This is a genomic window from Kaistia soli DSM 19436, assembly GCF_900129325.1.
Taxonomy (GTDB): Bacteria; Pseudomonadota; Alphaproteobacteria; order Rhizobiales; family Kaistiaceae; genus Kaistia; species Kaistia soli.
The window spans coordinates 531595-554788 of record NZ_FQUP01000003.1 but is presented as its reverse complement, the minus strand read 5'-3'; the positions used below and the strand labels follow the sequence as shown (position 1 = coordinate 554788).

Annotated in this window: 22 protein-coding genes; 15 read left to right on the top strand and 7 right to left on the bottom strand. The window is 63.9% G+C overall.

The genetic code is table 11. The features are described from left to right. Nucleotides 1-27: 27 nt before the first annotated feature. Nucleotides 28-2079 carry a DNA topoisomerase IV subunit B gene (parE, locus tag BUB39_RS15980; RefSeq protein WP_073055183.1) on the bottom strand — a complete coding sequence of 684 codons (2052 nt, stop codon included), beginning with the start codon at nt 2077-2079 and terminating at the stop codon, nt 28-30. Between the two features lie 540 nt (nt 2080-2619). Here parE and BUB39_RS15975 point away from each other — a divergent pair. The 4 genes from BUB39_RS15975 (at nt 2620) to BUB39_RS15965 (ending at nt 6582) form a co-directional block, all read left to right on the top strand. Next, entirely contained in the window at nt 2620-3435 is an 816-nt protein-coding gene (locus BUB39_RS15975) for a tetratricopeptide repeat protein (RefSeq protein WP_073055181.1), read from the top strand. A 258-nt stretch (nt 3436-3693) separates the two neighbouring features. After that, nucleotides 3694-5829, top strand: a complete 2136-nt coding sequence (locus tag BUB39_RS15970; protein WP_073055179.1) for an OmpA family protein — start codon at nt 3694-3696, stop codon at nt 5827-5829. Nucleotides 5830-5839: 10 nt separating this feature from the next. Further along, the gene (locus BUB39_RS25510; RefSeq protein WP_175561883.1) at nt 5840-5989 is read left to right on the top strand and encodes a hypothetical protein; all 150 of its coding nucleotides are present in this window, start codon (nt 5840-5842) and stop codon (nt 5987-5989) included. Then, a complete protein-coding gene (locus tag BUB39_RS15965) occupies nt 5986-6582 on the top strand; it encodes a hypothetical protein (RefSeq protein WP_073055176.1) in 597 nt (198 codons plus the stop codon). The genes BUB39_RS25510 and BUB39_RS15965 overlap by 4 nt, the downstream gene beginning before the upstream one ends. Nucleotides 6583-6589: 7 nt before the next feature. Here BUB39_RS15965 and BUB39_RS15960 read toward each other — a convergent pair whose 3' ends face one another. Both BUB39_RS15960 and BUB39_RS15955 read right to left on the bottom strand, forming a co-directional pair. Then, the gene (locus BUB39_RS15960) at nt 6590-7444 is read right to left on the bottom strand and encodes an alpha/beta fold hydrolase (RefSeq protein WP_073055174.1); all 855 of its coding nucleotides are present in this window, start codon (nt 7442-7444) and stop codon (nt 6590-6592) included. A gap of 9 nt (nt 7445-7453) precedes the next feature. Then, a complete protein-coding gene (locus BUB39_RS15955; RefSeq protein ID WP_073055172.1) occupies nt 7454-9604 on the bottom strand; it encodes a lytic transglycosylase domain-containing protein in 2151 nt (716 codons plus the stop codon). Nucleotides 9605-9868: 264 nt separating this feature from the next. On the opposite strand from BUB39_RS15955, the gene dapA reads away from it, so the two are divergent. Both dapA and smpB read left to right on the top strand, forming a co-directional pair. Beyond that, a complete protein-coding gene (gene dapA, locus BUB39_RS15950) occupies nt 9869-10744 on the top strand; it encodes a 4-hydroxy-tetrahydrodipicolinate synthase (protein ID WP_073055170.1) in 876 nt (291 codons plus the stop codon). Nucleotides 10745-10754: 10 nt separating this feature from the next. Then, on the top strand, nt 10755-11231 hold the full coding sequence (smpB, locus tag BUB39_RS15945; protein ID WP_073055168.1) for an SsrA-binding protein SmpB: 477 nt from the start codon (nt 10755-10757) through the stop codon (nt 11229-11231). A 153-nt stretch (nt 11232-11384) separates the two neighbouring features. Here smpB and BUB39_RS15940 read toward each other — a convergent pair whose 3' ends face one another. From BUB39_RS15940 to BUB39_RS15930, 3 genes are all read right to left on the bottom strand, one after another. Further along, nucleotides 11385-12638, bottom strand: a complete 1254-nt coding sequence (locus BUB39_RS15940; protein ID WP_073055165.1) for a porin — start codon at nt 12636-12638, stop codon at nt 11385-11387. Between the two features lie 237 nt (nt 12639-12875). Continuing rightward, entirely contained in the window at nt 12876-13517 is a 642-nt protein-coding gene (locus BUB39_RS15935; protein WP_084527469.1) for a uracil-DNA glycosylase, read from the bottom strand. A 14-nt stretch (nt 13518-13531) separates the two neighbouring features. Beyond that, nucleotides 13532-14134 carry a LabA-like NYN domain-containing protein gene (locus tag BUB39_RS15930; protein ID WP_073055161.1) on the bottom strand — a complete coding sequence of 201 codons (603 nt, stop codon included), beginning with the start codon at nt 14132-14134 and terminating at the stop codon, nt 13532-13534. A gap of 274 nt (nt 14135-14408) precedes the next feature. On the opposite strand from BUB39_RS15930, the gene rpoZ reads away from it, so the two are divergent. The 9 genes from rpoZ (at nt 14409) to era (ending at nt 22033) form a co-directional block, all read left to right on the top strand. Further along, nucleotides 14409-14789: a DNA-directed RNA polymerase subunit omega gene (rpoZ, locus tag BUB39_RS15925; protein ID WP_073055159.1), complete on the top strand. Its 381-nt coding sequence runs from the start codon at nt 14409-14411 to the stop codon at nt 14787-14789. 130 nt (nt 14790-14919) lie between these two features. Then, nucleotides 14920-17127 carry a RelA/SpoT family protein gene (locus tag BUB39_RS15920; protein WP_073055157.1) on the top strand — a complete coding sequence of 736 codons (2208 nt, stop codon included), beginning with the start codon at nt 14920-14922 and terminating at the stop codon, nt 17125-17127. 26 nt (nt 17128-17153) lie between these two features. After that, the gene (gene pyrE, locus BUB39_RS15915) at nt 17154-17732 is read left to right on the top strand and encodes an orotate phosphoribosyltransferase (RefSeq protein ID WP_073055155.1); all 579 of its coding nucleotides are present in this window, start codon (nt 17154-17156) and stop codon (nt 17730-17732) included. A gap of 24 nt (nt 17733-17756) precedes the next feature. Further along, the gene (locus tag BUB39_RS15910; RefSeq protein ID WP_073055153.1) at nt 17757-18329 is read left to right on the top strand and encodes a DUF2062 domain-containing protein; all 573 of its coding nucleotides are present in this window, start codon (nt 17757-17759) and stop codon (nt 18327-18329) included. A gap of 29 nt (nt 18330-18358) precedes the next feature. Next, nucleotides 18359-19129, top strand: coding sequence for a pyridoxine 5'-phosphate synthase (locus BUB39_RS15905; protein ID WP_073055151.1), 771 nt, complete (start codon nt 18359-18361; stop codon nt 19127-19129). Further along, the gene (gene acpS / locus BUB39_RS15900) at nt 19126-19530 is read left to right on the top strand and encodes a holo-ACP synthase (protein ID WP_073055149.1); all 405 of its coding nucleotides are present in this window, start codon (nt 19126-19128) and stop codon (nt 19528-19530) included. The genes BUB39_RS15905 and acpS overlap by 4 nt, the downstream gene beginning before the upstream one ends. Nucleotides 19531-19624: 94 nt before the next feature. Then, nucleotides 19625-20380, top strand: a complete 756-nt coding sequence (gene lepB, locus BUB39_RS15895; protein WP_073055147.1) for a signal peptidase I — start codon at nt 19625-19627, stop codon at nt 20378-20380. Then, nucleotides 20380-21093, top strand: coding sequence for a ribonuclease III (gene rnc, locus BUB39_RS15890; protein ID WP_073055145.1), 714 nt, complete (start codon nt 20380-20382; stop codon nt 21091-21093). Before lepB ends, rnc begins: the two co-directional genes overlap by 1 nt. Before the next feature lie 16 nt (nt 21094-21109). Continuing rightward, nucleotides 21110-22033 carry a GTPase Era gene (era, locus tag BUB39_RS15885; RefSeq protein ID WP_073055642.1) on the top strand — a complete coding sequence of 308 codons (924 nt, stop codon included), beginning with the start codon at nt 21110-21112 and terminating at the stop codon, nt 22031-22033. Between the two features lie 19 nt (nt 22034-22052). Here the strand turns inward: era and BUB39_RS15880 are convergent, their stop codons facing one another. Next, the gene (locus BUB39_RS15880; RefSeq protein WP_139251498.1) at nt 22053-22949 is read right to left on the bottom strand and encodes a hypothetical protein; all 897 of its coding nucleotides are present in this window, start codon (nt 22947-22949) and stop codon (nt 22053-22055) included. Between the last annotated feature and the right edge of the window lie 245 nt (nt 22950-23194).

Sequence of the window (23194 nt, the reverse complement as noted above, 5' to 3'; positions counted from 1 at the left end):
GTCCTTCTGCTATCGGCCGATCGATCCCTAGATATCGATCTCGGTTGCGAAGGCGGCGTTGTCCTGGATGAAGCGGAAGCGCTCCTCCGGCTTGTTGCCCATCAATTGCTCGACCGTGTCGCGCGTCAGCTCGATCTCGCCGTCGACGATCCCGACGCGTAGCAGCGTGCGCTTCCTGGGGTCCATCGTCGTTTCCTTGAGCTGCGCCGGCATCATCTCGCCGAGGCCTTTGAAGCGACCGATGTCGACCTTGCCCTTGCCGGTGAATTCCGTCGCCAGCAATTCGTCCTTGTGGCCGTCGTCGCGGGCATAAAGCGTCTTGCCGCCCTGCGTGATGCGGTAGAGCGGCGGAACAGCGAGATAGAGATGGCCGGTGGCGATCAGCTCCGGCATCTCGCGATAAAAGAAGGTGATGAGCAGCGAGGCAATATGGGCGCCGTCGACATCGGCGTCGGTCATGATGATGACCTTGTCGTAGCGCAGATCTTCGTCGCGATACTGGTTGCGCGGGCCGACGCCCAGCGCCTGCATCAGGTCGGCGAGCTGCTGGTTGGCACCGAGCTTTTCGCGGCCGGCGTTGGCGACGTTGAGGATCTTGCCGCGCAGCGGCAGGATCGCTTGGCTCGCGCGGTCGCGGGCCTGCTTGGCCGAGCCGCCGGCGCTGTCGCCCTCGACGATGAAGATCTCGCTGCCCTGGGCCGCGGTCTGGCTGCAATCGGCCAGCTTGCCCGGCAGGCGCAACTTGCGGACCGCGCTCTTGCGGTTGACCTCTTTTTCCTGCCGCCGGCGAAGCCGCTCCTCGGCGCGCTCGATCACCCAGTCGAGCAGGCGTGTCGCGTCCTGCGGCGAGGCCGCGAGCCAATGGTCAAACGGATCGCCGAGCGCCTTCTCGACGATGCGCGTCGCCTCGCCCGAAGCGAGGCGATCCTTGGTCTGGCCGACGAATTCAGGCTCCCGCACGAATACCGAAAGCATCGCGGCGCAGGACGTCATCACGTCGTCGGCAGTGATCACCGACGCGCGCTTGTTGCCGGTTAGCTCAGCATAGGACTTGAGCCCGCGGAGCAGCGCCGAGCGCAGCCCCTGCTCATGCGTGCCGCCCTCGGGTGTCGGCACGGTGTTGCAATAGGAACGGACATAGCCGTCCCCGGGGAACCAGGCGACCGCCCATTCCGCCGCGCCATGGCCCGAGGTCTTATCAGTGCGACCGGCGAAGATCTGGCCGGTGACGGTCTTCTCGCCGGTTAGGTCCGCCGCGAGGAAATCTTTGAGCCCGCCGGGAAAATGGAACACCGCCGTCGAAGGTGTCGCTGCGTCCGGCCCAAGAAGTTCCGGCGCGCAGCTCCAGCGGATTTCGACGCCGCCATAGAGATAGGCCTTGGACCGGGCCATCGCGAAGAGACGCGCCGGCTTGAACTGTGCTGCGGCACCGAAGATCTGCGCATCGGGCTTGAAGCGGGTACGGGTGCCGCGGCGGTTCTGAACGTCGCCGACAAGCACGAGCCCCGAGGTTGGAACCCCGCGTGCAAAAGTCTGGCGATAGAGCTTTCGGCCGCGCGCGACTTCGACCTCGAGCACCTCCGACAGCGCGTTCACTACGGAAACGCCGACGCCATGCAGGCCGCCGGACGTCTCGTAGACCTTCGAATCGAACTTTCCGCCCGAATGCAGCGTCGTCATGATGACTTCGAGCGCCGACTTGTCCTTGAACTTCGGATGCGGGTCGACCGGGATGCCGCGCCCATTGTCGGTGACCGTCACGAAGCCATCCACAGAGACTTCGACCTCGATGAAATTGGCGTGACCGGCGACGGCCTCGTCCATCGAATTGTCGATCACCTCGGCGAAGAGATGATGCAGCGCCTTTTCATCGGTGCCGCCGATATACATGCCAGGACGCCGGCGCACCGGCTCGAGTCCCTCGAGCACCTCAATGTCGGCGGCCGAATAATCGGCCTCGGCTGCGGCCTGGCTCGATCGGCGTGCGGCTGCAGCCTTGTTGGCGGCCGCTGACGGCGCGCTGTTCTCGGTCACAATCTCGGCCGCTGCCGATCCGAAGAGATCGCTGGTGTCGTCCATGGGTCTTCCGTTTGGGTCCGGCCGCTGACATGGCCGGGCGGGCCATCCGAATCAAGCACGAATCTTGCCATGCTGCCGGCTTCACGGCGAGGGTGTTTCCTGTTTGTTCGACCGTGCCGCCAGGAGTTCCGGCTGGAAACCGGTCGATTTAGTCCGGGCTAGCAACCGATTGCGGTTGCGGTGGCGCCGATGTCACTCTGTGGCGGTCCCGCAACACCGGATTTCATTGTCGTCGTAAGACCTTCGCCAGACATCATCTGCCGCCTTTCAGCCATAAAGCGACACGAGCTTCGCCAGCGATCCGGGGGCGGATAGGACAGACCTTGCGGCGTATTGTGGGAAATACCTGTTTTGCTTTCGCATCGACGGCAGGGATGAGTCATTCGACCGGCCTATGGCGGGACGGCCTAGGTTTCGCCGGAAACCGGGTGCACTCTTTCCAGCAATCCAACAATGGTCGTGGAAACGCGACCTGCCTTGATCTCGTGCGGCCGTCTTTGGCCGCAACCTGGTCGGCTGTCCATAACGAAGTGGCAAGCTATGCGGTTTTGTAACGCGTTCGGCGGCGCCGCCCTTTTTGGCATCGGTCTTCTCAGCGGCCTCGCGGGAGCCTATGCCCTTGATGCGCGCACGCTCGACAAAAACGCGACGCCAATGGAAGCGTTCCGTTTCGGCTACAACGCCTATAAGCAGGGCGACAAGACAGCTGCCGTCGAGGCGCTGACCTATGCCGCCGAGAAGGGCCATGCCGGGGCGCAGTGGAAGCTCGGCCGGATGTATGCCGAGGGCGATGGCCTCGCCAAGGATGACATCAAAGCGTTCGAGATGTTCAGCGAGATCGCCGACGGCCATGCCGACGACAATCCGGAAGGCAGCTCTGCCCGCTTCGTCGCCAATGCCTTTGTCGAGCTCGGCTCCTATTATCGCCAAGGCATACCGAACAGCTCGATCCAGCCAGATTTCGGCCGTGCGCGGCAGATGTTTGCCTATGCAGCCTCCTATTTTGGCGATCCGGACGCGCAGCTTAATCTGGCCCGGATGTATTATGACGGCGAGGGTGGGGAACGCGATCCGCGCCAAGCCGTCCGCTGGGCGAAGCTTGCCGCGAACAAGGGCAATGTCGGCGCACAGGCGCTGCTCGGCCATATGCTGTTCGAGGGGGAAGGCGTCAATCGCGAGCCGGTGCTCGGCCTCATGTTCCTGACCGTCGCGCGTGACCGCGCCAAGCCGCTCGATCCCTGGATCCAGAGGCTGCAGGAACAGGCCTTCTCGGTCGCGACGGAAACCGAGCGCCGCACAGCGCTGGCGCTGGCCGACGACTGGCTCAGCAAGAACGCCGCCACCGCCTCGCGCTGAACCATTCATCCACCGCCGTCTCGCGATGGCGGCTTGCGGCGGCCCTCCGAATTCGGCAACCATTCCTCTCCCCGTTTCGCGGCGGCGCCGGCCGGCGTTCGTAGCGGGCGGGCGTGGCCGGAGAGGTAGAATGACGGCCGGCATTGACCCGCTTGGAGCAGGAAATCGGGTGCCGGCGGCGCCTGGCGAAGCCGTGCCGTGTCTCCTCTTCGCGGTAAATCGCTTCGGCGTGAGCCGTCTCCTGAGAGCGTGGCGCTGATGGCCGGGCTCCGCTTTGTTCTCGCTGCCGGGCTTCTCCTCGTCTCGCTGTTGACCGCTGCGGTGTTCGTTCTCGCGGCCGGGCCGATGGCGAGCGACCTCGCCGCCCGCGTCGACCAGCAGCTCGTCGATGCCGGGCAGTCCTGGGCGAGCGTGGCTGTCGACGGCCAAACGGCCATCCTGTCGGGCACCGCACCAACTCTCGAAGCCCAGCGGCTGGCCATTGCAGCCGCCAGCGGCGTCTGGGGCATCCGGCGAGTCGTTGATGCAAGCGCGATCCTGCCGCTGCAGGCGAGCTATGTCTTCACGCTTGCCCGATCCGCCGATGGGCTGACGCTGACGGGCTATCTGCCCTCTGGCGACGTCCGGCTTGCACTCAAGACCGATATGGCCACGCGGCTTTCGGGCGTCCCGGTTACGGACAACACGACATTGGCGCGCGGCCAGCCTGTTGACTTCATTGGCCTCGCGCAATTCGCCGTCGCGCGCGTTGCCGAACTTTCGGAGGGTACGGCGACGCTCGCCGGCCCCTCGCTCTCGATCGATGGCACCGCGAAAGACGAGGCAAGCTTCGCCTCGGCAGCGGATGCGCTGACGCATGGGCTACCGCCAAGCATCGAATTGCGAACCGTGCGTATCCTGCCGCCGCGCGCCGCGACGTTCACCTGGCGCGTCAACTATGACGGCCACACGGCGGTCATCACGGGCTTCGTTCCTTCCGAACTCGCGCGTGGCGCCATTCGCAGCGCATTGGCAGCGGCCGGGCCAGGGATCACCATCGACGATCAGACGCGGCTCGCCTCGGGCGCGCCGGAAGGCTTCGGTTCGGCGGCAGCCTTTGCCGCCACACAGTTGCCCCATCTCTCGGAAGGATTCGCCCTGATCGAGGGCGCGGTCCTGACGCTATCCGGCAAGGCCAAGTCGGTCGATGATCATCAGGCGATGTTGGCCGATCTCGGCGCCCGCCGAGACAAGACCGAGGAGGGCGTGACGATCGGCAGCGTCGATGTCGAGCCGCCCTTCGTCGATCCTTATGTCTGGCGTGCGACGCGCGAGGCCGATCGTGTGATCCTGTCCGGCTACGTGCCGACGGAAGGGGCGGAAAAGCAGATCGCGGCCGAGGCGACGCGCCAGTTCCCGTCGCTCAGGATCGAGGACCGGCTGGCCATCGCTGCCGGCGATCCAAAAATGGATTGGATTGGCGCCTTGCGCTTCAGCCTCGGCCAGCTCGCACTGCTCGGCCAGGGGGCCGTATCGCTCACGGGCCGCAATTACGGCATCGAAGGAGAGGCCGCGTCTGTTGCCGATTTCAAGACACTGACGGAGCAACTGAAACGCACCTTGCCGGCGAGCATGACGCTGGGGCGCAACGCCGTGGCACCGGCTGCCGTCTCGCCGTTCGTCTTCGGTATTCTCCGGACTGATCGCGGCTTGACGCTTTCGGGCTATGTGCCGACCGATGAGATGACGGCTGCGATTCTGGCTGCAGCGAAACCTCTCTTTCCTGACGGGGAGATCGAGCTTGGGCTGGACCGCGCGAGCGGTGCACCTGATGGTCTGCAGGAGGGCGTGCTGGCCGCACTCCAGGCCGTCAGCCGCCTTGCCGCCGGGCATGCCGTGCTGACTGATCGCCAGCTCGATCTCTCTGGTGCCGCCGTTTCGGATGGTGCCCGGCAGGCAATCGAGGCCGATCTGACCGCTGCGCTTCCTGAAGGATATGTCCTCAGCTCGGCGATCATCGTCGCGGTGGGCGGGGATCCTCTATCGGCGCCCGAATGCCAGCAGGCGCTCGACGTTGAGCTCTCGCGCCAGCAGATCGTTTTCGACGAGGACGACGCATCGATCCAGCCGCAGAGCTTCGGCCTTGTCGACCGTCTCGCCGCCATCGTACAGCGTTGCCCAGCTGCGCGCGTCGAGATCAGCGGCCACACCGATTCCGCCGGTTCCGCCAGGCGCAACAAGGCGCTCAGCGCCGACGAAGCCGAAAACGTCCTGGAACGGCTCGTGGCGGACGGGGTAAGGCGCGAGCGGCTGACCGCGGTTGGCTATGGGGAATCAAAGCCCGTCGCTTCCAACGCGACGGCCGATGGCCGCGACCGGAACAATCGCATCGTCTTCACGGTCGAGAGCCGATAGGGAGTCACGCATGGACTACCTGCTGCTCCATATCTGGCCATTCATGGCGGCAGCCACTGTGCTTGGGCTGGTCTCTGGCGCCATCGGCGCGGTGCTGTCGGCCCGCGCCGCCGCCCGCCGTGCCGCCGAGCCCCGAGCGCCGGGCAGGGGACTGCGATGATTCTCTTTGCAGCCGAACTCTGGGCGATCCTTGCCTGCTGCTTCGTGATCGGCGCGCTCGTCGGTTGGGTGCTTGCCCGGCTGATCTGGCCGCTCTTCATCCGCCGCGCGGGTCCGGAAGAGACAGACGAAGAGGTACTCGCGACGCTGGTGCCCTTGCCGCAGCCAGTCTCGCTCCAGTCCTCAGCAACTCGCCGGGAGGAGCCGACCTTCACGATCGAGGCGCGGCCCGTCAACGCGCCGGCTCCGCCACAACCCACTGCATCGGCTCCATCAGCACCAGCGGCGGATTTGGCTTCGCGTCCGCGGACACCTAAGCTGCCGCCGCGCATGCGTCCGCCGGCGCTTCCAGGGCCGCGTCAGGGCAGGGCGGATCAACTGCAACGCATCCCCGGCCTGACGCGCCGCCATGCGGACCGCCTCTACGCGATTGGCGTCTATCATTTCAGCCAGATCGCCGCCTGGACCCCGCAGGAGATCGCCTGGGTCTCGGGCTACCTCAATCTCGGCGAGACGATCGATGGCGAGGACTGGGTCGGGCAGGCGGCACGGCTCGCGGCATCGGATGGACCGGGGCGCCGTCCACGGTCCTGACAGGAGGTTAGCGAATACCGTCGATGAAATCTGCAATGGCGGTGACGAGGTTCCCGCGCAGCATCGGCGGATGACCTTCGCCTGGCACCTCGATCGTGACGAGCCCCGGATGCTGACGGGCCATCGTCTCTGCGGTTTCGCGCGTGATGAGATCCGATGTACCACCGCGGATCAGCATCACTGGTACCGCCACAAGCGCCTGAAAAACCGCCGAAAGGTCGGCGGAAGGCGTCGCGTCGTTCAGCGCGTCGAGCCCGCGCGCCAGCAGCGGGTCATAGTCCATGACGGGCTTTCCATCCTGCTCGGCGAAGGTAAGCCGCGCCTGCGTCTGCCAGTCGAGATCCGAAAAGGCGGGGAAGAACGCGCCATGCAGCGCCCGCAACATGCCGGCCGCCTCGCCCCAGTCGCCCGGCGCCGCTCCCTTGCCGACATAGGACTTGATGCGCAGCAGGCCCGTAGCCTCGACAACGCTGCCGATATCGTTGAGCACGGCGCCCGCGACGAGATCGGGCCGCGCCGCCGCAAGGCTCATGGCGATGATGCCGCCGCGTGAAGTGCCGACGAAGACCGAGCGGCTGACACCGCGCGACGCCATGCCGAGCAGGATATCGTCAATTTCGGTCGGTACCGTGTAGGACAGGCCGGTTGGATCGCGGCCGGATCGTCCACGCCCGCGATAGTCGAAGACGAGAACACGGCGGTTTCGGGCGGCGAGCGGAGCGGCCAGGAGTTCGAAATCGCGGGTCGTGCGCGTCAGCCCGGGCAGGCAGACGACCGGCAACAACGGCGAATCGCCAGAACCGTAGTCGCGCCCGGCAAGCGTCAGTCCGTCACGGCCGAGATAGCTGAAGTCTTCGACCATGGCAGCGGCTCAGGTCGGGCCGCCGCGATGCAGGTCCCGGTTGATCACGAGCGCCGGCTCGCCAAGCCGTGCGCGATACACCTGCAAGTTCTCCGTGCAGCGCATCACATAGTTGCGCGTCTCGGTGTAGGGAATGCGCTCGATCCAGTCGATCGCATCGACATTCGGATCGCGTGGATCGCCATATTGCTGGACCCACTGCACCACGCGGCTCTTGCCGGCGTTATAGGCGGCGAAGGCCATGATGTAGGAGCCGTTGAAGTCGCCAACGAGGTCGCCGAGATGGGCGGCACCGAGCGTCGCATTATAGCCCGGATCGCTGGTGAGACGCTGCAGCGAATAGGGAACGCCGGCAGCCTTGGCGACCATCTTGGCCGTGCCCGGCATCAGCTGCAGCAGGCCGCGGGCGCCGGCATGGCTGACGGCAGCCGGATTGAAGGCGCTTTCCTGGCGAGCGACGGCATAGACAACCGATTTTTCGACAGCGGTGGTCTTGACCGCGCGCGGGATCGCCGCAATCGGGAAGGCGAGCGTGTCGACCGGAAGGCCGCGCACATAGGCTTTCTTGCCGATCTGCAGCGCCACCTGATGCTGGCCTTCCTTCTCGGCCATCTGCGCGAGCAGGCCGACTTCCGTCGGGCTCGTCAGCGTATCTGCCAACTGCATGTAGAAGGCGCGGGCGCGATCATCATAGCCAGCCGCCGACAGGCGCTGCAGGGCCTGAACCATCTCCCGGTTGGCGAAACGCTTCCGGGTTGCGTTGTCGGCACTGCCAGGTCCCGACAGGCTCAACTGTTTCATGCCCAGCTTGGCCGAGGCGATCTGGCCGTAGAAGGTCGTCGGATAGGCGGCGGCGAGGCGGTATTGCGCGATCGCCTCGTTGCGGTCGCCCATCGCTTCGGCGGCGCGACCAAGCCAGTATTCGGCGCGCGACTGGCTGAGCGGCATCGAGGAGGCCGCCTGGATCGCAGCAAAATGCCTGCGCGCGGTGGCCGGATCATTGAGGAAGCGCAGAGCATACCAGCCTGCATGGAACTCCGCATCGGCCTGGTTGGCGCTCGATTCGGCGGCATGCTCGGAGGCGAGCTTGTAGGCGGTACGCGGGTCGCCCATGTCGAGCATCTCGCGCGAAAGCACGCGCCGCTCGACCCACCATGCATCGGGATCGACCAGCTGCTCGGCATTGCGCGGCGCGGTCAGCATCATCGCCGCCGCTTCCTTGTACCGCTCGGAACGGCGCAGATACTGGGTCGCCGAGTAGATATAGCCGGGGTCCTTGCGCAGCGATCCGGGCACCTTGGCGAGCAGAGCGCCGGCATTGGCCGACTTGGTAATGACCGCGGCACGGGCAGCGGCCAGCGCCTGCATGTTTCGGTCGAGCATCTTGGAGACGGCGAGGCCCTCGGCCGCGTCGTCATTGTAGAGGAACATGTCCATCCGCGCCTTGTGATCGGCGGGAGTCAGGAGGCCGCTGAACTGCTTCAGGATCGCCGCCTCGTTGCTGGACGAGAAGGAATCCTTGCGCCAGCGAGGACGCAACAGCGCAGCCGCATCCTTGGTCCGGCCCGTCGCGACGAGCGCGCCGGTGAGCAGGATGAGACCTTCGTCGGAACCCGGCTTGGTGTTGGCAAAGGCGGAGACGATGGTCTCCGGATCAGCATTCATCCGCTGCAGCGCCTGTTCGGCGCGGCGGCGCATCAGCGCCTGTCCGGGCCAATCCGACAGTTCCTGCGCGGTCTGCGTGATCTGCGTCACCGAGACATCCGGGCTGCCGCTCTGGGCGACCAGCCACTGGATGATGTGGCGGTTGGTCTGGTCCGGCATCAGCTGGGCGATCGCCATCGCCTTACCGATCTGACCGGCATCGACCAGCTTCAATGCCGCCTCGAGACCGAGCTGGCTCGGCGAGAAGGACGTGGAAATGTCATTGGCGAGCGAGGCCGCGGAGGCCTTGCTCGTCGTCGGCTTGGCAACCGGCGTGATCGCGGATGTCGTCAGGTCGTCGGTCGCATCGGCCGACCGGGCCGGATGGGAGCGGGGCTTCGGCAGGGCCTGGGCGAGCGTTTCCGAAGCCATGGTCGCGGCCAACAGCGCGGCGAGCGCGACCCGCGCCATCAACTGCGCCCTTTGCCGCCTCCCGCCCCGAGAATTCTCGATCATGCCCGCTCTTCCTTCACGCACACCACAAGTCCGGACGGCCACGAGTTCAATGCCACGCCGGACCGATCATCCAATGTTAGGACCACGTGGTGAACAAAGGCTTGACGCCTCGTGTTCGACGGCGGTTCTTGCCCTGCCGCAAGGCACCATCTATGGTCCCGGCCTCGAGGAAAGAGCAACGATCGCCGCAGCATATCCCGTTCCGCAACCGAACTCTATCCGGGCGGATTTGGGCTGATTGACGGCAAAAGGCGGAATCGCGCGATGTTCAAGGGTTCGATCACGGCACTCGTCACGCCGATGCGGAACGGCTCCGTCGACGAAGAGGCGTTCCGCAGCTTTGTGGACTGGCAAATCACCGAGGGAACCAACGGGCTCGTTCCCGTCGGCACGACCGGTGAAAGCCCCACTTTGTCCCATGCAGAGCATAAGCGCGTCGTCGAATTGTGCATTGAGGTGGCGGCCGGCCGCGTGCCCGTCATCGCCGGTGCCGGCTCGAACAACACCCGAGAGGCAATCGACCTCGCCCGCCATGCCGAGAAGGCGGGCGCCGATGCCGTGCTGGTGGTGACGCCCTACTACAACAAGCCCAATCAGGAGGGGCTCTACCAGCACTACAAGGCGATCAACGACGCCGTCGGCCTGCCGATCATCATCTACAATATTCCGCCGCGTTCCGTGGTCGACATGAGCGTCGAGACCATGGCGCGCCTGGCCGAGCTGCCGAATATCGTCGGCGTCAAGGACGCCACGGCGAAGCTCGAACGCGTCAGCCAGACCCGCCATGCCATTGGACACGATTTCATCCAGCTCTCTGGCGAGGACGCGACAGCTCTTGCCTTCATGGCGCATGGCGGACGCGGCTGTATCTCGGTGACGTCGAATGTCGCACCGAAGCTCTGCGCGGAATTCCAGGCGGCCTGCATCGCGGGCGACTTCGCCAAGGCGCTTGCCTATCAGGACCGGCTGATGCCGCTGCACCAGGCGCTGTTCATCGAGCCCAACCCGACGGGAGCGAAGTACGCCCTTTCGGTGTTGAGCCGGATGGAAGACGACGTGCGCCTGCCGCTGGTCGGCATCACCGAGCCGACCAAGACGGCGATCCGGGCTGCGCTGGTGCATGCCGGCCTGACCAATTGAGGATGCGCTGATGTCCGGCGGAACGGGCGATCCCCGTTACAAGCTCGCGGCCGATAATCGCCGCGCTCGGTATGATTTCGAGATCGGCCAGGTCTTCGAGGCGGGTATCATGCTGACCGGCACCGAGATCAAGTCTCTGCGTGGCGGCCGATCGACGATCAGCGATTCCTACGCGGCCGAAAAGGGTGGCGAGGTCTGGCTCTACAACGCCTATATCCCGGAATATCTCCAGGCGAACCAGTTCAACCACGAGACCCGCCGTCCGCGGAAGCTTCTCCTGCACAAGAAGGAAATCGGCCGGCTTGCCGTCGCAGTTCAGCGCGAGGGTATGACCATCGTGCCGCTCAAGATCTTCTTCAACGACAAGGGCAGGGCCAAGGTCGAGATCGCGCTGGCGCGGGGCAAGAAGCTGCACGACAAGCGCGCGACCGAGAAAGAGCGGGACTGGAATCGCGAGAAGAGCCGCGTGCTGCGCGACCGAGGTTGATTCAATATCTCGGCCGACGCTTCTAATCCGTTGATTCGTTTATCCATGTGGCTCGCGACGATCACGCGCCAAGCACTGTCAGCCCGATGGCCCTAACTGGGTAGAATGGGGCGGGACGAGGGCCGGACCCTCGCCCCGCGATCGTAACGACGCTTACCAGGAACGCTGCATCCAGAGATTGACCGCCCAGGCGTCGCCAGTGGTGTCGTCCGTCTGTTCGACGCGCGAATAGCTGCCGTCCAGCATCAGCTCGAGATTGGTGACGGGCGTCCAGCTCGTCGAGAAGACGCCGCGCCAAGCCTTGAGGCTGTAATCCGTGAACAGCGCACCGTCGCCATCAAACTGGGCATAGCCGCCGGTGACCGCCGAATAGACGGCCTCGTTCCACTGATGCTTGTATGAGGCGAGCGCACTCCAGCTGGTGCCCGTCGCGATGGTCGCGAGCTCGTCATCCTCGAAGCCGCCGAGATCCGCGACCGAAGTGCCGCCCGCGATGCCCGTGAAGCTATTGGCATTCTTGCCATACGCGGCGGACATGAAGAACCCGTCGCCCTTCGAGAAGCTGTCGAGCGAGAATTCTAGCCCGCCGCCGACGGCCCAGCCGTCCTTGCCGGTGCCCACATAGGGATCGCTGGCCGTGCCGGAGCCCGTCACATCGACGGCCTGGTTAACATACGCGGCTGCCAGCTTGCCGCTGACGATCCCCGACGAATAGGAAATCGCCGCGATCAGGTCTGGAATGTTGTCCTGCCCACCGATCGTGTAGACGCCGTCCACATCGGTCAGGCCGTCCGTGCTGCCTGCCGCGCCGCGATCGCGCTGGTCTTCGATCGAAGCCGCAAAGGCAAACCCGTTGGACGCATAGGTGAACTGGATGTGGTCTGTGGTTTCGTCCGAGCCGAAGCCCTCGGTATCCGTATAGCCGCGGCCGAAGTCGAACAGTGACGTGAAATAGCCAGCCTGGACGGGGCCGAGCTGCAGGTAGGCGCTGTCGATATAGGCCGAGTTCGTCGCGCTGTTGACGGCCTGCGTCAGCGACTCGCTGAAATTGCCCTCGTTGCCCGACTGCGCCCGCATATCGATGAAGCCGGTCAGATTACCAAACTCAGTCACCGACGAGGCCGTGAGCTGGATCGAGGCTTCCGTGTAGAAATTGCTCCATCGGCTCGTCGGATAGCTCTCGTTGTAATAGCCGAAGTCGGTGTCGCCGAACGCCGTGCCGAACTTCACATAGCCGCCGACCTTGATGCAGGTGTCGGTGCCCGGCGAATAGAAGAAGCCCTCACCGAATGCGTCGCAGACTTTCACATAGTCGACGGGCTCGGCGACCGTCAGATCGGCGGCTTGGGCGCCACCGATCGTGGCGAGGCTCGCGGCGGAGCAGAGGATGAACGTCTTCAATCGCATTGGAAAATCTCCGTTCGAGGGCCGCGCCGTCAACAGCAGACGGCAGCCTTTGCGGACGGGCATAAGGCGCCCTTAGAAAATTTCTAAATGATTACAGGCGAGAAGCCGAAACTTTTGCCACGCCATCGAACCAACTAGACATGCTTATGGTAATGCAAACATATCAATTGCGCAGTGCGAATGTCTGAAGCTGGGTGCATCAGCCGGCAATCGTGGCTTTTTTAGCACGATGGCCGATCAGGGGGTAAGGAACGCCCTGACATTGGCAAAAACCGCCCGGAACATCTCGGGGGTCAGCACGCCGGTATTCGTGTTGTAGCGGGAGCAATGGTAGCTATCGAAGATCATCAATCTCCCGATCCGGTGCTGCCGACCATGGCCGAACGGATAGCGAGCCATTTTCTCGCCCATCGCGACAACGAGGGAATCATGCGCGATCTTGCCGAGCGCCACGACGATTTCGAGGCGCGGCATGGCGGCGATTGTCGCGGTCAGGAAAGGCCTGCAGGTGCGGATTTCCTCGGTGGTCGGCTTGTTTTCCGGCGGAACGCAGCGCACTGCATTGGCGATGGCCGTGTCGACAAGTGAGAGGCTGTCGTCGGGCCGCGCCTCGAAAATTCCCTCGGCAAAGCCGAACCGGATCAGCGTGTCATAGAGGAGGTCACCGGCATAGTCGCCCGTGAATGGGCGCCCGGTGCGGTTGGCGCCACGGAGCCCAGGCGCGAGGCCCGCGATCAGGAGGCGTCCTTCGGCAGTGCCGAAGGACGGGACCGGGGCATTATGCCAAAGCGGCTCACGGACCCGCCAGGCCTCGCGAAACGCCACGAGTCTTGGGCAGAACGGGCAGTCGCGCGGGGCGTCGCTGTCGGCGAGGCTCACAGGCGCCTCCGCGATCAGACGCCCTCGTCGAAACCGTCGTCGAAGGCCTCTTGCGCCTGCGCCCGTTCCGCGGCGCGCACGGCCCGTTCACCCGGATCGCGGCCGATCCGCGACTGCAGCGTCGTGATATCGACGAAGTGATCGGCCTGGCGTCGGAGTTCGTCCGCGATCATCGGCGGCTGAGTGGCGAGCGTCGAGATGACGCTGACCTTGCGGCCCTTGCGCTGCACGGCCTCGACCAGCGAACGAAAATCACCGTCGCCCGAGAAGAGGATGATGTGGTCGATATGGTCCGCGAGCTCCATGACATCGACGGCGAGCTCGATATCCATATTGCCCTTGATCTTGCGGCGGCCGGTCGCGTCGTAGAATTCCTTGGTCGGCTTGGTCACCACCGAGTAGCCATTGTAATCGAGCCAGTCGATCAGTGGCCGGATCGACGAATATTCCTGATCTTCCGACAGCGCCGTATAATAATAGGCGCGGATCAGATTGCCTTTGCCGCTGAATTCGTTGAGCAACTTCTTGTAGTCGATATCAAATGCGAGGGCCTTGGCGGTGGCATAGAGATTTGCGCCATCGATGAAGAGAGCTATCTTTTCGCGTGAATCAAACATGGTGCGATATCCAGATTCTGAAAATGGCGTTTCGCGTCGGGACGGCAATATGGTCGTCCTCCGCAAGTGATTTGAATCAAATAGGACGTCGGCTTGCGGCTCGCAAACGGTTTGCCGGCCGAAGTTGTGGAGATGGTGAATCCACGAGCCGGGCGACATCCTCTCAGGCGAACGCCGGCTCACTCAAACCGGATTTCGGCGCGGGGCTTGCATTCTACGGCCCCGACACCTATTCATCCCGCTTGAACCCGAACATGTTTCCAGGAGACCTGCCATGGCGCGCGTGACCGTGGAAGATTGCGTCGACAAGGTCGAGAACCGCTTTGAGCTCGTGCTGCTGGCCGGACATCGCGCCCGCATGATTGCCAGCGGCTCTGCTCTGACCGTGCCGCGCGACAATGATAAGAATCCCGTCGTGGCTCTCAGGGAGATCGCCGACGAGACTGTCGCGCCGGAGGACCTCAAGGAGGACCTCATCCACTCGCTGCAGAAATATGTCGAAGTCGACGAGCCCGAGCAGGATATTCCGCTGCTCGCCGGCGGCGACGAAGACGTCGCTGAGGACAATGCGATCGCCTTCGATCGGATGTCCGAGGAAGAGCTGCTGCGCGGTCTTGAGAGCATGGTGCCGCCGGACAAGCAGGACGATTTCTGATCGACTGCAAGCGCGGCTGCTTGGCGCGCGTCAAACTGCTTGTCGTTCGGCGCGGGCCGCGATCCTATATGACATAGCAAGGGACCGGGCCTGATCCCGGTCCAGAAGTCTGTCATCGGATTGCCGCGCCATGATGCGCCAGTATGAACTCCTCGAACGTGTCCAGCGGTACAATCCGCAGGCCGACGAGGGGCTTTTGAACAAGGCGTATGTCTATGCCATGCAGAAGCATGGCAGCCAGCGGCGCGCCAATGGCGACCCCTATTTTTCGCATCCCCTCGAAGTCGCCGGCATCCTCACGGACCTGAAGCTGGACGATTCGACCATCGCCGTCGCGCTGCTTCACGATACGATCGAAGACACGGACGCGACGCGCTCGGAGATCGACGCGACCTTCGGCGAGGATATCGGCCGGCTGGTCGAGGGCCTCACCAAGATCAAGCGCCTCGACCTTGTTTCCAAGAAGGCGGCGCAGGCCGAGAACTTCCGCAAGCTTCTGCTCGCCATTTCCGAGGACGTCCGCGTCCTCCTGGTGAAGCTGGCCGACCGCTTGCACAATATGCGCACGCTCCACTTCATGCCGGTGGAGAAGCGCGGCCGCATCGCCGAGGAAACGCTTGAGATCTATGCGCCGCTCGCGGGGCGCATGGGCATGCACGACATGCGCGAGGAGCTTGAGGAACTGGCCTTCGCGGTCGTCAATCCCGAAGCGCACAAGGCGGTGACGGACCGCCTCGCCGAAATCCGCGTGCGCAATCAGGGGCTCATCGTCGAGATCGAGAAGGACCTCAAGGAGAAGTTCGAGAAGAACGGCATCAAGGCGCAGGTCTATGGCCGCGAGAAGCGGCCTTATTCGATCTTCCGCAAGATGGAGCGGAAGGCGATCTCGTTCGAGCAGCTGTCCGATATCCTTGGCTTTCGCGTCATCGTCGACAGCCATGCCGCCTGCTACGCCGCGCTCGGCATCGTCCACATGTCGTGGCCAACGGTGCCAGGACGTTTCAAGGACTACATCTCGACGCCGAAGCAGAACGACTATCGCTCGATCCACACGACGGTGGTCGGTCCCGGCCGTCAGCGCGTCGAGCTGCAGATCCGCACCTGGGACATGAACGAGGTCGCCGAATACGGCATCGCGGCTCATGCGCTCTACAAGGACAAGGTCGGCGGCAAGCTCTCGGACGAAAGCCGCGCCTATACCTGGCTCCGCCGCACTGTCGAGATGTTGGCCGAAGGCGACACGCCGGAGGAGTTTCTCGAGAACACCAAGCTCGAGCTCTTCCACGATCAGGTTTTCTGTTTCACCCCCAAGGGCCGCCTCATCGCCTTGCCGCGCGGCGCGACGCCGATCGACTTCGCCTATGCTGTTCACACCGACATCGGCGACACCTGCGTCGGCTGCAAGTTGAACGGCCGCATGATGCCGCTCACGACCGAACTGAAGAATGGCGACGAGGTCGAGATCATCTGCTCAAAGGGGCAGATCCCGCCGCCAGCCTGGGAATCCATTGCGGTTACCGGCAAGGCGCGCGCCTCGATCCGCCGTGCCGCCCGCGCCGCGATCCGCAAGCAATATGCCGGTCTTGGTCGCAAGATCGTCGAGCGGGCCTTCGAGCGTGCCGGCCGCGATTATTCCGAGGACCGCCTCAAGGCGGCGCTGCCGCGCCTTGCGCAGCAGAATATCGAGGACATGCTGGCCTCGGTCGGGCGAGGCGAAATCCCCTCCGTTAATGTCTTGAAGGCCGTCTATCCCGATCACAAGGACGAGCGGGCTTCCCTGCCGAAGGGGGGGGCCGGGACGGGCGGCGAGGCTGGCTGGTTCGGCCTGAAGAAGGCGAGCGGCATGATCTTCCGCGTGCCGAGCGGCGATCCCGCCGATGCCGAGCATGCGATCCCGATCCGCGGACTGCATGGCGACATGCCCGTGCGCTTCGCCCCCGAAGGCGGCGCCGTGCCGGGCGATCGTATCGTCGGCATCATGACGCCGGGCGAGGGGATCACGATCTATCCGATCCAGTCGCCGAGCCTCAAGGATTACGACGACGAGCCGGACCGCTGGCTGGATGTGCGCTGGGATATCGACGCCGCCAATCGCGAGCGTTTCCCGGCTCGCATCGAGGTCGTTGCCATCAACGAGCCCGGGACCCTGGCGCAGGTGGCGCAGGTGATCGCCGACAATGACGGCAATATATCCAACCTCAAAATCATCAGGAGCGCCCCAGACTTTTCCGAAATCGAGATCGATCTGGAAGTCTGGGACGTCAAGCATCTGAACCGCCTGCTGAGCGACCTGCGCGAGCGCCACGTCGTCAGTTCGGCCAATCGAGTCAACGCCTGATCGGCGTCATCAGTCTGGGAATCGCCATGCAACAGCACGAGGTCATCGACGTGTTCCGCCAGTCCGGCGCGCTGCTCGAAGGACACTTCATCCTGTCCTCCGGCCTGCACAGCCCGGTCTTCCTGCAGAAGGCGCGCGTCTTCATGTATCCGGACCGCACCGAGCTGCTCTGCAAGGCACTCGCCGAAAAGATCCGCGCCAGTGGGCTGGAGTTCGACGTCGTCATCTCGCCGGCCCTCGGCGGTCTCATTCCCGGTTACGAGACGGCGCGCCATCTCGGCGTTCCGGCGCTCTGGGTCGAGCGGGAAGGCGGCGTCTTCCGTCTCCGTCGGTTTGACCTGCCCGAGAACGCCCGCGTCCTGGTCGTCGAGGACATCATCTCGACGGGGCTTTCGAGCCGCGAGACGATCGAAGCCATCAAGGCGCTGGGCGGCACGGTCGTCGCGGTCGCCTGCCTGATCGATCGTTCGGCTGGAGAGGCCGATGTCGGCGTTCCGCTCGTCGCTCTGGCGGACTACAAGGTTCCGGCCTATCCCGCCGATGATCTGCCGCCGGAACTCCAGTCGATTCCCGCCGTGAAGCCGGGCAGCCGCAATCTCTCCTGAATGGATCGGCTATAGTTCGCCGTCATGTTGTTCCGTCGTCGCCACCCTCTGCGTCTCCACCAGAAGCTCAATCATTTCCTTTGGCCGAAACGCGGCTGGGGACGAGCGCTGCGCTATTATGGCAAGCGCCTGCTTCGCCTTTCCGGAACGCCGCATTCGATCGCGGCCGGCTTTGCCGTGGGCGTCGCGCTCGCAATGACGCCGTTCATCGGCTTTCACTACCTGCTCTGCTTCGTCGCCGCCTTCCTGGTCCGCGGCAATGTGCTGGCCGCTGTGCTCGGCACGACGATCGGCAATCCGCTGACTTTCCCATTCATCTGGTTCGCTACCTATGAGACCGGCAATATGGTTCTCGGCTGGTTCGGTCTCGCCAGTCACGCGAAGACAGCGGAAGAGCTGTCGCACCGTCTGTTGACGAGCTCGTTTCACACGATTTGGCCCGTCATCGAGCCGATGCTGATCGGCTCGATCCCGCTCGCGATCGTGGCCGGCGGCATCTCCTACATCGCCGTCTTCTTCGCTGCCGAGGCCTTCCAGACCTCGCGCCGCGAACGGTTCGCCATCCGCCGGCGCGAACTGCATGGCAGTCGTTTTTGATCGTGCATCCTGAAGGGAGCGCCCGCCCGATGTCCCGTTTCGAACCGCTCCGCCTCGGCGTCAACATCGATCACGTCGCAACGATCCGAAATGCCCGCGGCGGCGCGCATCCTGATCCGCTACGGGCGGCTGAGCTTGCCGCTGCCGCCGGGGCCGATGGCATCACGGCGCATCTTCGCGAAGATCGCCGTCACATCCGCGATGCCGATATCGAACGGCTGAAAGCCGAAATCACTCTGCCGCTCAATTTCGAAATGGCGGCAACGCGTGAGATGGTCGCTATCGCGCTCCGTCATCGCCCCCATGCCGCCTGTATCGTGCCGGAACGGCGCGAGGAGCGCACGACCGAAGGCGGCCTCGATGCTGCCGGACAGATGGCGAATCTTCGGCCGATGATCGCCGAGCTTGGCGCGGCCGGCATTCGCGTGTCGCTGTTCATTGCGCCGGATCTTCGCCAGCTGGATGCCGCTGCCGATCTTCAGGCGCCCGTTGTCGAACTCCATACCGGCACCTATTGCGAGGCTCACGAACAGGGCGCGGATGCGTTCGCCGCGGAGACACGGCGCCTCGTCGAAGCGGCCCGCCACGGAGCCTCTCTCGGGCTTGAGATCCATGCGGGCCATGGCCTTTCCTACGACACCGTAGGGCCGGTGGCGGCGATTTCGGCTGTGCGCGAACTCAATATCGGCCATTTCCTCATCGGCGAGGCGGTTTTCATCGGACTGGAAGCCTCCATCCGCCTGATGCGTGCGGCGATGGATGAGGCACGCATGGCCGCGGCGAAGGAGGCGGTTCTGTGATCATCGGCCTCGGCAGCGACTTGATAGACATCCGCCGCGTCGAGAAATCGCTCGCGCGCTTCGGTGACCGCTTCATCGACCGCATCTTCACCGAAATCGAGAAGGCGCGCTCCAACCGGCGCAAGGAGCGCGCTGCGTCTTATGCCAAGCGTTTCGCGGCCAAGGAGGCCTGTTCGAAGGCGCTCGGGACGGGTCTCAGCCAGGGCGTCTTCTGGCGGGACATGGGCGTCGTGAACCTTCCAAGCGGCAAGCCGACCATGAAGCTCACCGGCGGCGCGGCCGTCCGTCTCGCGGCTTTGCTCCCGGCCGGCCATGAGGCTGTCATCCACCTGACGATCACCGACGAGTATCCACTCGCCCAGGCCTTCGTGATCATCGAGGCGCTGCCGTCCCCGCCCTGAGCGCAGGATGCGGCGGCGCGTTGCACGCTGCCGGAGAAGCCGATAAGAACCATGCGCCCGCGAGGGCCCTTATAGTGACGGATCGGGAAGGCTCATGAGCGTGGCCGGCGACAAATACAAGTCAGAGCGCGGCGGCTTCGGCGAGACCGTCAAGATCATCGTCCAGGCGCTTGTGCTGGCTTTGATCGTCCGCACCTTCCTGTTCCAGCCCTTCAATATTCCGTCTGGCTCGATGAAGGACACGCTTCTGGTCGGCGACTACCTGTTCGTGTCCAAATATGCCTATGGCTACAGCCGCTATTCACTGCCGTTTGCGCCGGACATCTTCTCGGGCCGCATCTGGGCGACGCCGCCCGAGCGTGGTGATGTCGCAGTCTTCAAGCTGCCGCGTGATCCCTCGGTGGACTATATCAAGCGGGTGATCGGGCTTCCGGGCGACAAGATCCAGATGATCGACGGTGTTCTCCAGATCAATGGCACGCCGGTGCCCAAGGAAAAGATCGACGACTACACCACCACGGATGAGTTCGGCGCGGAGACGCGGGTAGCACGGTACAAGGAAACGCTGCCGAACGGCGTCAGCTATACGGTGCTCGATCTCGACCCGCACAGTTTTTCAGACAACACCCAGGTCTTCGAGGTCCCGCCTGATCATTACTTCATGATGGGCGACAACCGCGACAACTCCACCGACAGCCGCGTGCTCGGCGCGGTCGGTTATGTTCCGTTTGAGAATTTCGTCGGCCGCGCCGGCCTCATTTTCTTCTCGGTCAAGGAAGGCGAACCAGCCTGGCAGTTCTGGCGCTGGCCCTGGACCGTTCGCTTCGACCGCATCTTCAAGTTGATCTGATGTCTAGCGGTCTCGCCCCTCTTGAACTACGCCTCGGCCATCGCTTCGCGGTGATCGACCTGCTCGAACGCGCGCTGACGCACGCGAGCGCCGTCGCCGAGGCCCATCTAGGCCATGCTGCCAGCTACCAGCGCTTGGAATTTCTTGGCGACCGGGTGCTGGCACTCGTCATCGCGGACATGCTCATTGCTGCCTTTCCCGACGCGGAGGAGGGCGAACTCGCCCGCCGGCTGACCGCTCTCGTGCGCAACGAAAGCTGCGCCGAGGTGGCGCTGGAAATCGGGCTTGGCAACTGGATCCGCCTCGGCGGTGGTGAAATCCAGTCAGGCGGCCGCAAGAAGGCCGCGATTCTCGGCGATGTCTGTGAGGCGGTCATCGGTGCGCTCTATCTCGACGGCGGCCTTTCTGCGGCGCGTGATTTCATTGCAGCGCATTGGCAGGCGCGGATGCTCAACTGGAGCGGTCCGCTGCGCGACGCCAAGACGACACTGCAGGAATGGGTGCAGGGCCGTGGCCTTGCGGCGCCGACCTACGAGATCGTCGAGCGCAGCGGCCCCGATCATGCGCCGAGCTTCCGTGTCGCCGTCACGATCGACGGCATGCCGACGGTGGTCGGCGCCGGCCGGTCCAAGCGCGAGGCCGAGCAGAAGGCCGCGACCGCCGTTCTGGTCGCACAGGGGGTCTGGAGGCCCGAAACCCATGACACCCATTGATGACGCGCACTCGGACATGACACCGGAAGCCGCATCCTCATCGCAGCACGATACCCGCTGCGGTTTCGTCGCCCTGATCGGCGCGCCGAATGCCGGCAAGTCGACGCTCTTGAACCGCCTCGTCGGCACCAAGATCTCGATTGTCACCCATAAGGTTCAGACGACGCGCGCGATCATGCGCGGCATCGCGCTTGAAGGCGCTTCGCAGATCATCTTCGTCGATACGCCGGGCATCTTCCGCCCGAAGCGCCGGCTCGACCGCGCCATGGTCGATACGGCCTGGGGTGGCGCCAAGGATGCCGATCTCGTCGCGCTGCTGGTCGACGCCGAACGCGGCCTTGGCGACGACGTGAACGGGATTCTTGGCAAGCTGGCGGATGTGCGCCAGCCCAAGATCCTGATCCTCAACAAGATCGACCAGGTTAGGCGCGAAGTGCTGCTCGAAATGGCCATGAAGGCCAATGATCGGGTGCGCTTCGAACAGACCTTCATGATTTCGGCTCTTTCCGGCGATGGTTGCGGCGATTTTCTCAGTTATCTCGCCGGTGCCGTTCCGCCAGGGCCATGGCTCTATCCCGACGATCAGGTCTCCGATCTGCCGCTCCGGGCGCTGGCAGCCGAGATCACGCGCGAGAAGCTGTTCCTGCGTCTGCATGACGAATTGCCCTACGCCTCGACGGTCGAGACCGAGCAGTGGAAGGACCAGGCCGACGGTTCGGCACGGATCGAGCAGACGATCTATGTCGAGCGCGAGAGCCAGAAACGGATCGTGATCGGCCATAAGGGCGAGACCATCAAGGCGATCTCGATGGCGGCACGCGCCGACATTCAGGAGATGGCCGAAAAGCCGGTCCACCTCTTCCTCTTCGTCAAGGTGCGTGAAAACTGGGGTGACGACCCGGAGCGCTACCGCGAGATGGGCATCGAATTCCCGAGATAGCCATTGGACAGCCGCCGCGTCATGACGCGGCGGCGACCGCGCGCGGTCGTCCGGAGACCAAGTCGGCCTCTGAACCGACCCTGATCAGGATCACGAGCAGCCACGCCGCCAGACTGGCGAATTCATCGAAGAGCAGCCACTGTTCGAGGGGCGCGATGGGCTTGGCATCGCAGGCCAACAGTCCTTCGATCTCGGCAGTCTGTAGTATCTGGCGGGCATGGGCGCGCGACACGCTGAATTGGCGGGCCAGTGAGGCAATCGACGGCGGCGGATCACCACGCGCGACGCTGATCGCGGCGAAGACGGCGATGGCAAGCCCGGCATTGCTATCGGCGAGCGCGCGCAACCTTGGTGCATGATCAAGAAGGCGAAAGCCGGAAAAGTTCAGTGATATGAGCGCCCATTCGGCCCGGCGCGCGAAAGTGTGTTCATCTAGCGAAGCCAGAGACCGACCATGCTCCGGCATCAGCTGCGCGATCATCTCGTGGAGCCGGCTCCATAGGCTGGTCAGCAGGCGATCGAGTTCGGGGGTCGGAACGATCGGACGTGTGCGGCCATCCTTGAGGGCAGGCCCGGCCTCAAGAAAACCAGCCCAGCGCAGGCCTGACCCGATGGCACGCGCGCGACCGCGACTGCAGATCTTCCACTCGTGGCAATAGGCAGCGAGACGAGCTTTTGACAGCCGGTGCCCTCGTTCATCGGGCACGTGGTGCAGAAGATGTGCCGCAAGCATCACCAGGAAGCGACCTCGATCGTTCATGACGACATGCAAAGCAGGCCGATGCGCATAGTTTTGCAACAGCTCATCAAGCAGATCGATAACTGCGCTGTTGAACTTCGGCAGGGCCCGTAATGCCATCACCTCCGCCGTGATTGCTTCGCTGTCGACCCCAAGCCACGGGTCCGCGACGGGCATTCCGTAGTCCATCACCACAACCTGTCGTTTTCTCAGAGTCAGAGCTCGTCGGGAGACCCGATGCCGACCTGAGGACTTCGCTTCAAATTCCGAACATATCCATTTTCTGCCATTTGAAGCGATCGGACAAGCCGATATATTCTGATTGGGATGGCGAAAAGTACAGCGTTTTCAAGTGTATATCGCCGAATGATGAGAGCGTGCCGCAGTCATGTGGCGCGGCGATTTTGTTTGTCCTGATTTAG

What these genes read in the sequence shown, in the direction of transcription:
- parE (WP_073055183.1), bottom strand. Translation starts at nt 2,079, where the DNA reads ATGGACGACACCAGCGATCTCTTCGGATCGGCAGCGGCCGAGATTGTG.
- BUB39_RS15975 (WP_073055181.1), top strand. Translation starts at nt 2,620, where the DNA reads ATGCGGTTTTGTAACGCGTTCGGCGGCGCCGCCCTTTTTGGCATCGGT.
- BUB39_RS15970 (WP_073055179.1), top strand. Translation starts at nt 3,694, where the DNA reads ATGGCCGGGCTCCGCTTTGTTCTCGCTGCCGGGCTTCTCCTCGTCTCG.
- BUB39_RS25510 (WP_175561883.1), top strand. Translation starts at nt 5,840, where the DNA reads ATGGACTACCTGCTGCTCCATATCTGGCCATTCATGGCGGCAGCCACT.
- BUB39_RS15965 (WP_073055176.1), top strand. Translation starts at nt 5,986, where the DNA reads ATGATTCTCTTTGCAGCCGAACTCTGGGCGATCCTTGCCTGCTGCTTC.
- BUB39_RS15960 (WP_073055174.1), bottom strand. Translation starts at nt 7,444, where the DNA reads ATGGTCGAAGACTTCAGCTATCTCGGCCGTGACGGACTGACGCTTGCC.
- BUB39_RS15955 (WP_073055172.1), bottom strand. Translation starts at nt 9,604, where the DNA reads ATGATCGAGAATTCTCGGGGCGGGAGGCGGCAAAGGGCGCAGTTGATG.
- dapA (WP_073055170.1), top strand. Translation starts at nt 9,869, where the DNA reads ATGTTCAAGGGTTCGATCACGGCACTCGTCACGCCGATGCGGAACGGC.
- smpB (WP_073055168.1), top strand. Translation starts at nt 10,755, where the DNA reads ATGTCCGGCGGAACGGGCGATCCCCGTTACAAGCTCGCGGCCGATAAT.
- BUB39_RS15940 (WP_073055165.1), bottom strand. Translation starts at nt 12,638, where the DNA reads ATGCGATTGAAGACGTTCATCCTCTGCTCCGCCGCGAGCCTCGCCACG.
- BUB39_RS15930 (WP_073055161.1), bottom strand. Translation starts at nt 14,134, where the DNA reads ATGTTTGATTCACGCGAAAAGATAGCTCTCTTCATCGATGGCGCAAAT.
- rpoZ (WP_073055159.1), top strand. Translation starts at nt 14,409, where the DNA reads ATGGCGCGCGTGACCGTGGAAGATTGCGTCGACAAGGTCGAGAACCGC.
- BUB39_RS15920 (WP_073055157.1), top strand. Translation starts at nt 14,920, where the DNA reads ATGATGCGCCAGTATGAACTCCTCGAACGTGTCCAGCGGTACAATCCG.
- pyrE (WP_073055155.1), top strand. Translation starts at nt 17,154, where the DNA reads ATGCAACAGCACGAGGTCATCGACGTGTTCCGCCAGTCCGGCGCGCTG.
- BUB39_RS15910 (WP_073055153.1), top strand. Translation starts at nt 17,757, where the DNA reads ATGTTGTTCCGTCGTCGCCACCCTCTGCGTCTCCACCAGAAGCTCAAT.
- BUB39_RS15905 (WP_073055151.1), top strand. Translation starts at nt 18,359, where the DNA reads ATGTCCCGTTTCGAACCGCTCCGCCTCGGCGTCAACATCGATCACGTC.
- lepB (WP_073055147.1), top strand. Translation starts at nt 19,625, where the DNA reads ATGAGCGTGGCCGGCGACAAATACAAGTCAGAGCGCGGCGGCTTCGGC.
- rnc (WP_073055145.1), top strand. Translation starts at nt 20,380, where the DNA reads ATGTCTAGCGGTCTCGCCCCTCTTGAACTACGCCTCGGCCATCGCTTC.
- era (WP_073055642.1), top strand. Translation starts at nt 21,110, where the DNA reads ATGACACCGGAAGCCGCATCCTCATCGCAGCACGATACCCGCTGCGGT.
- BUB39_RS15880 (WP_139251498.1), bottom strand. Translation starts at nt 22,949, where the DNA reads ATGCCCGTCGCGGACCCGTGGCTTGGGGTCGACAGCGAAGCAATCACG.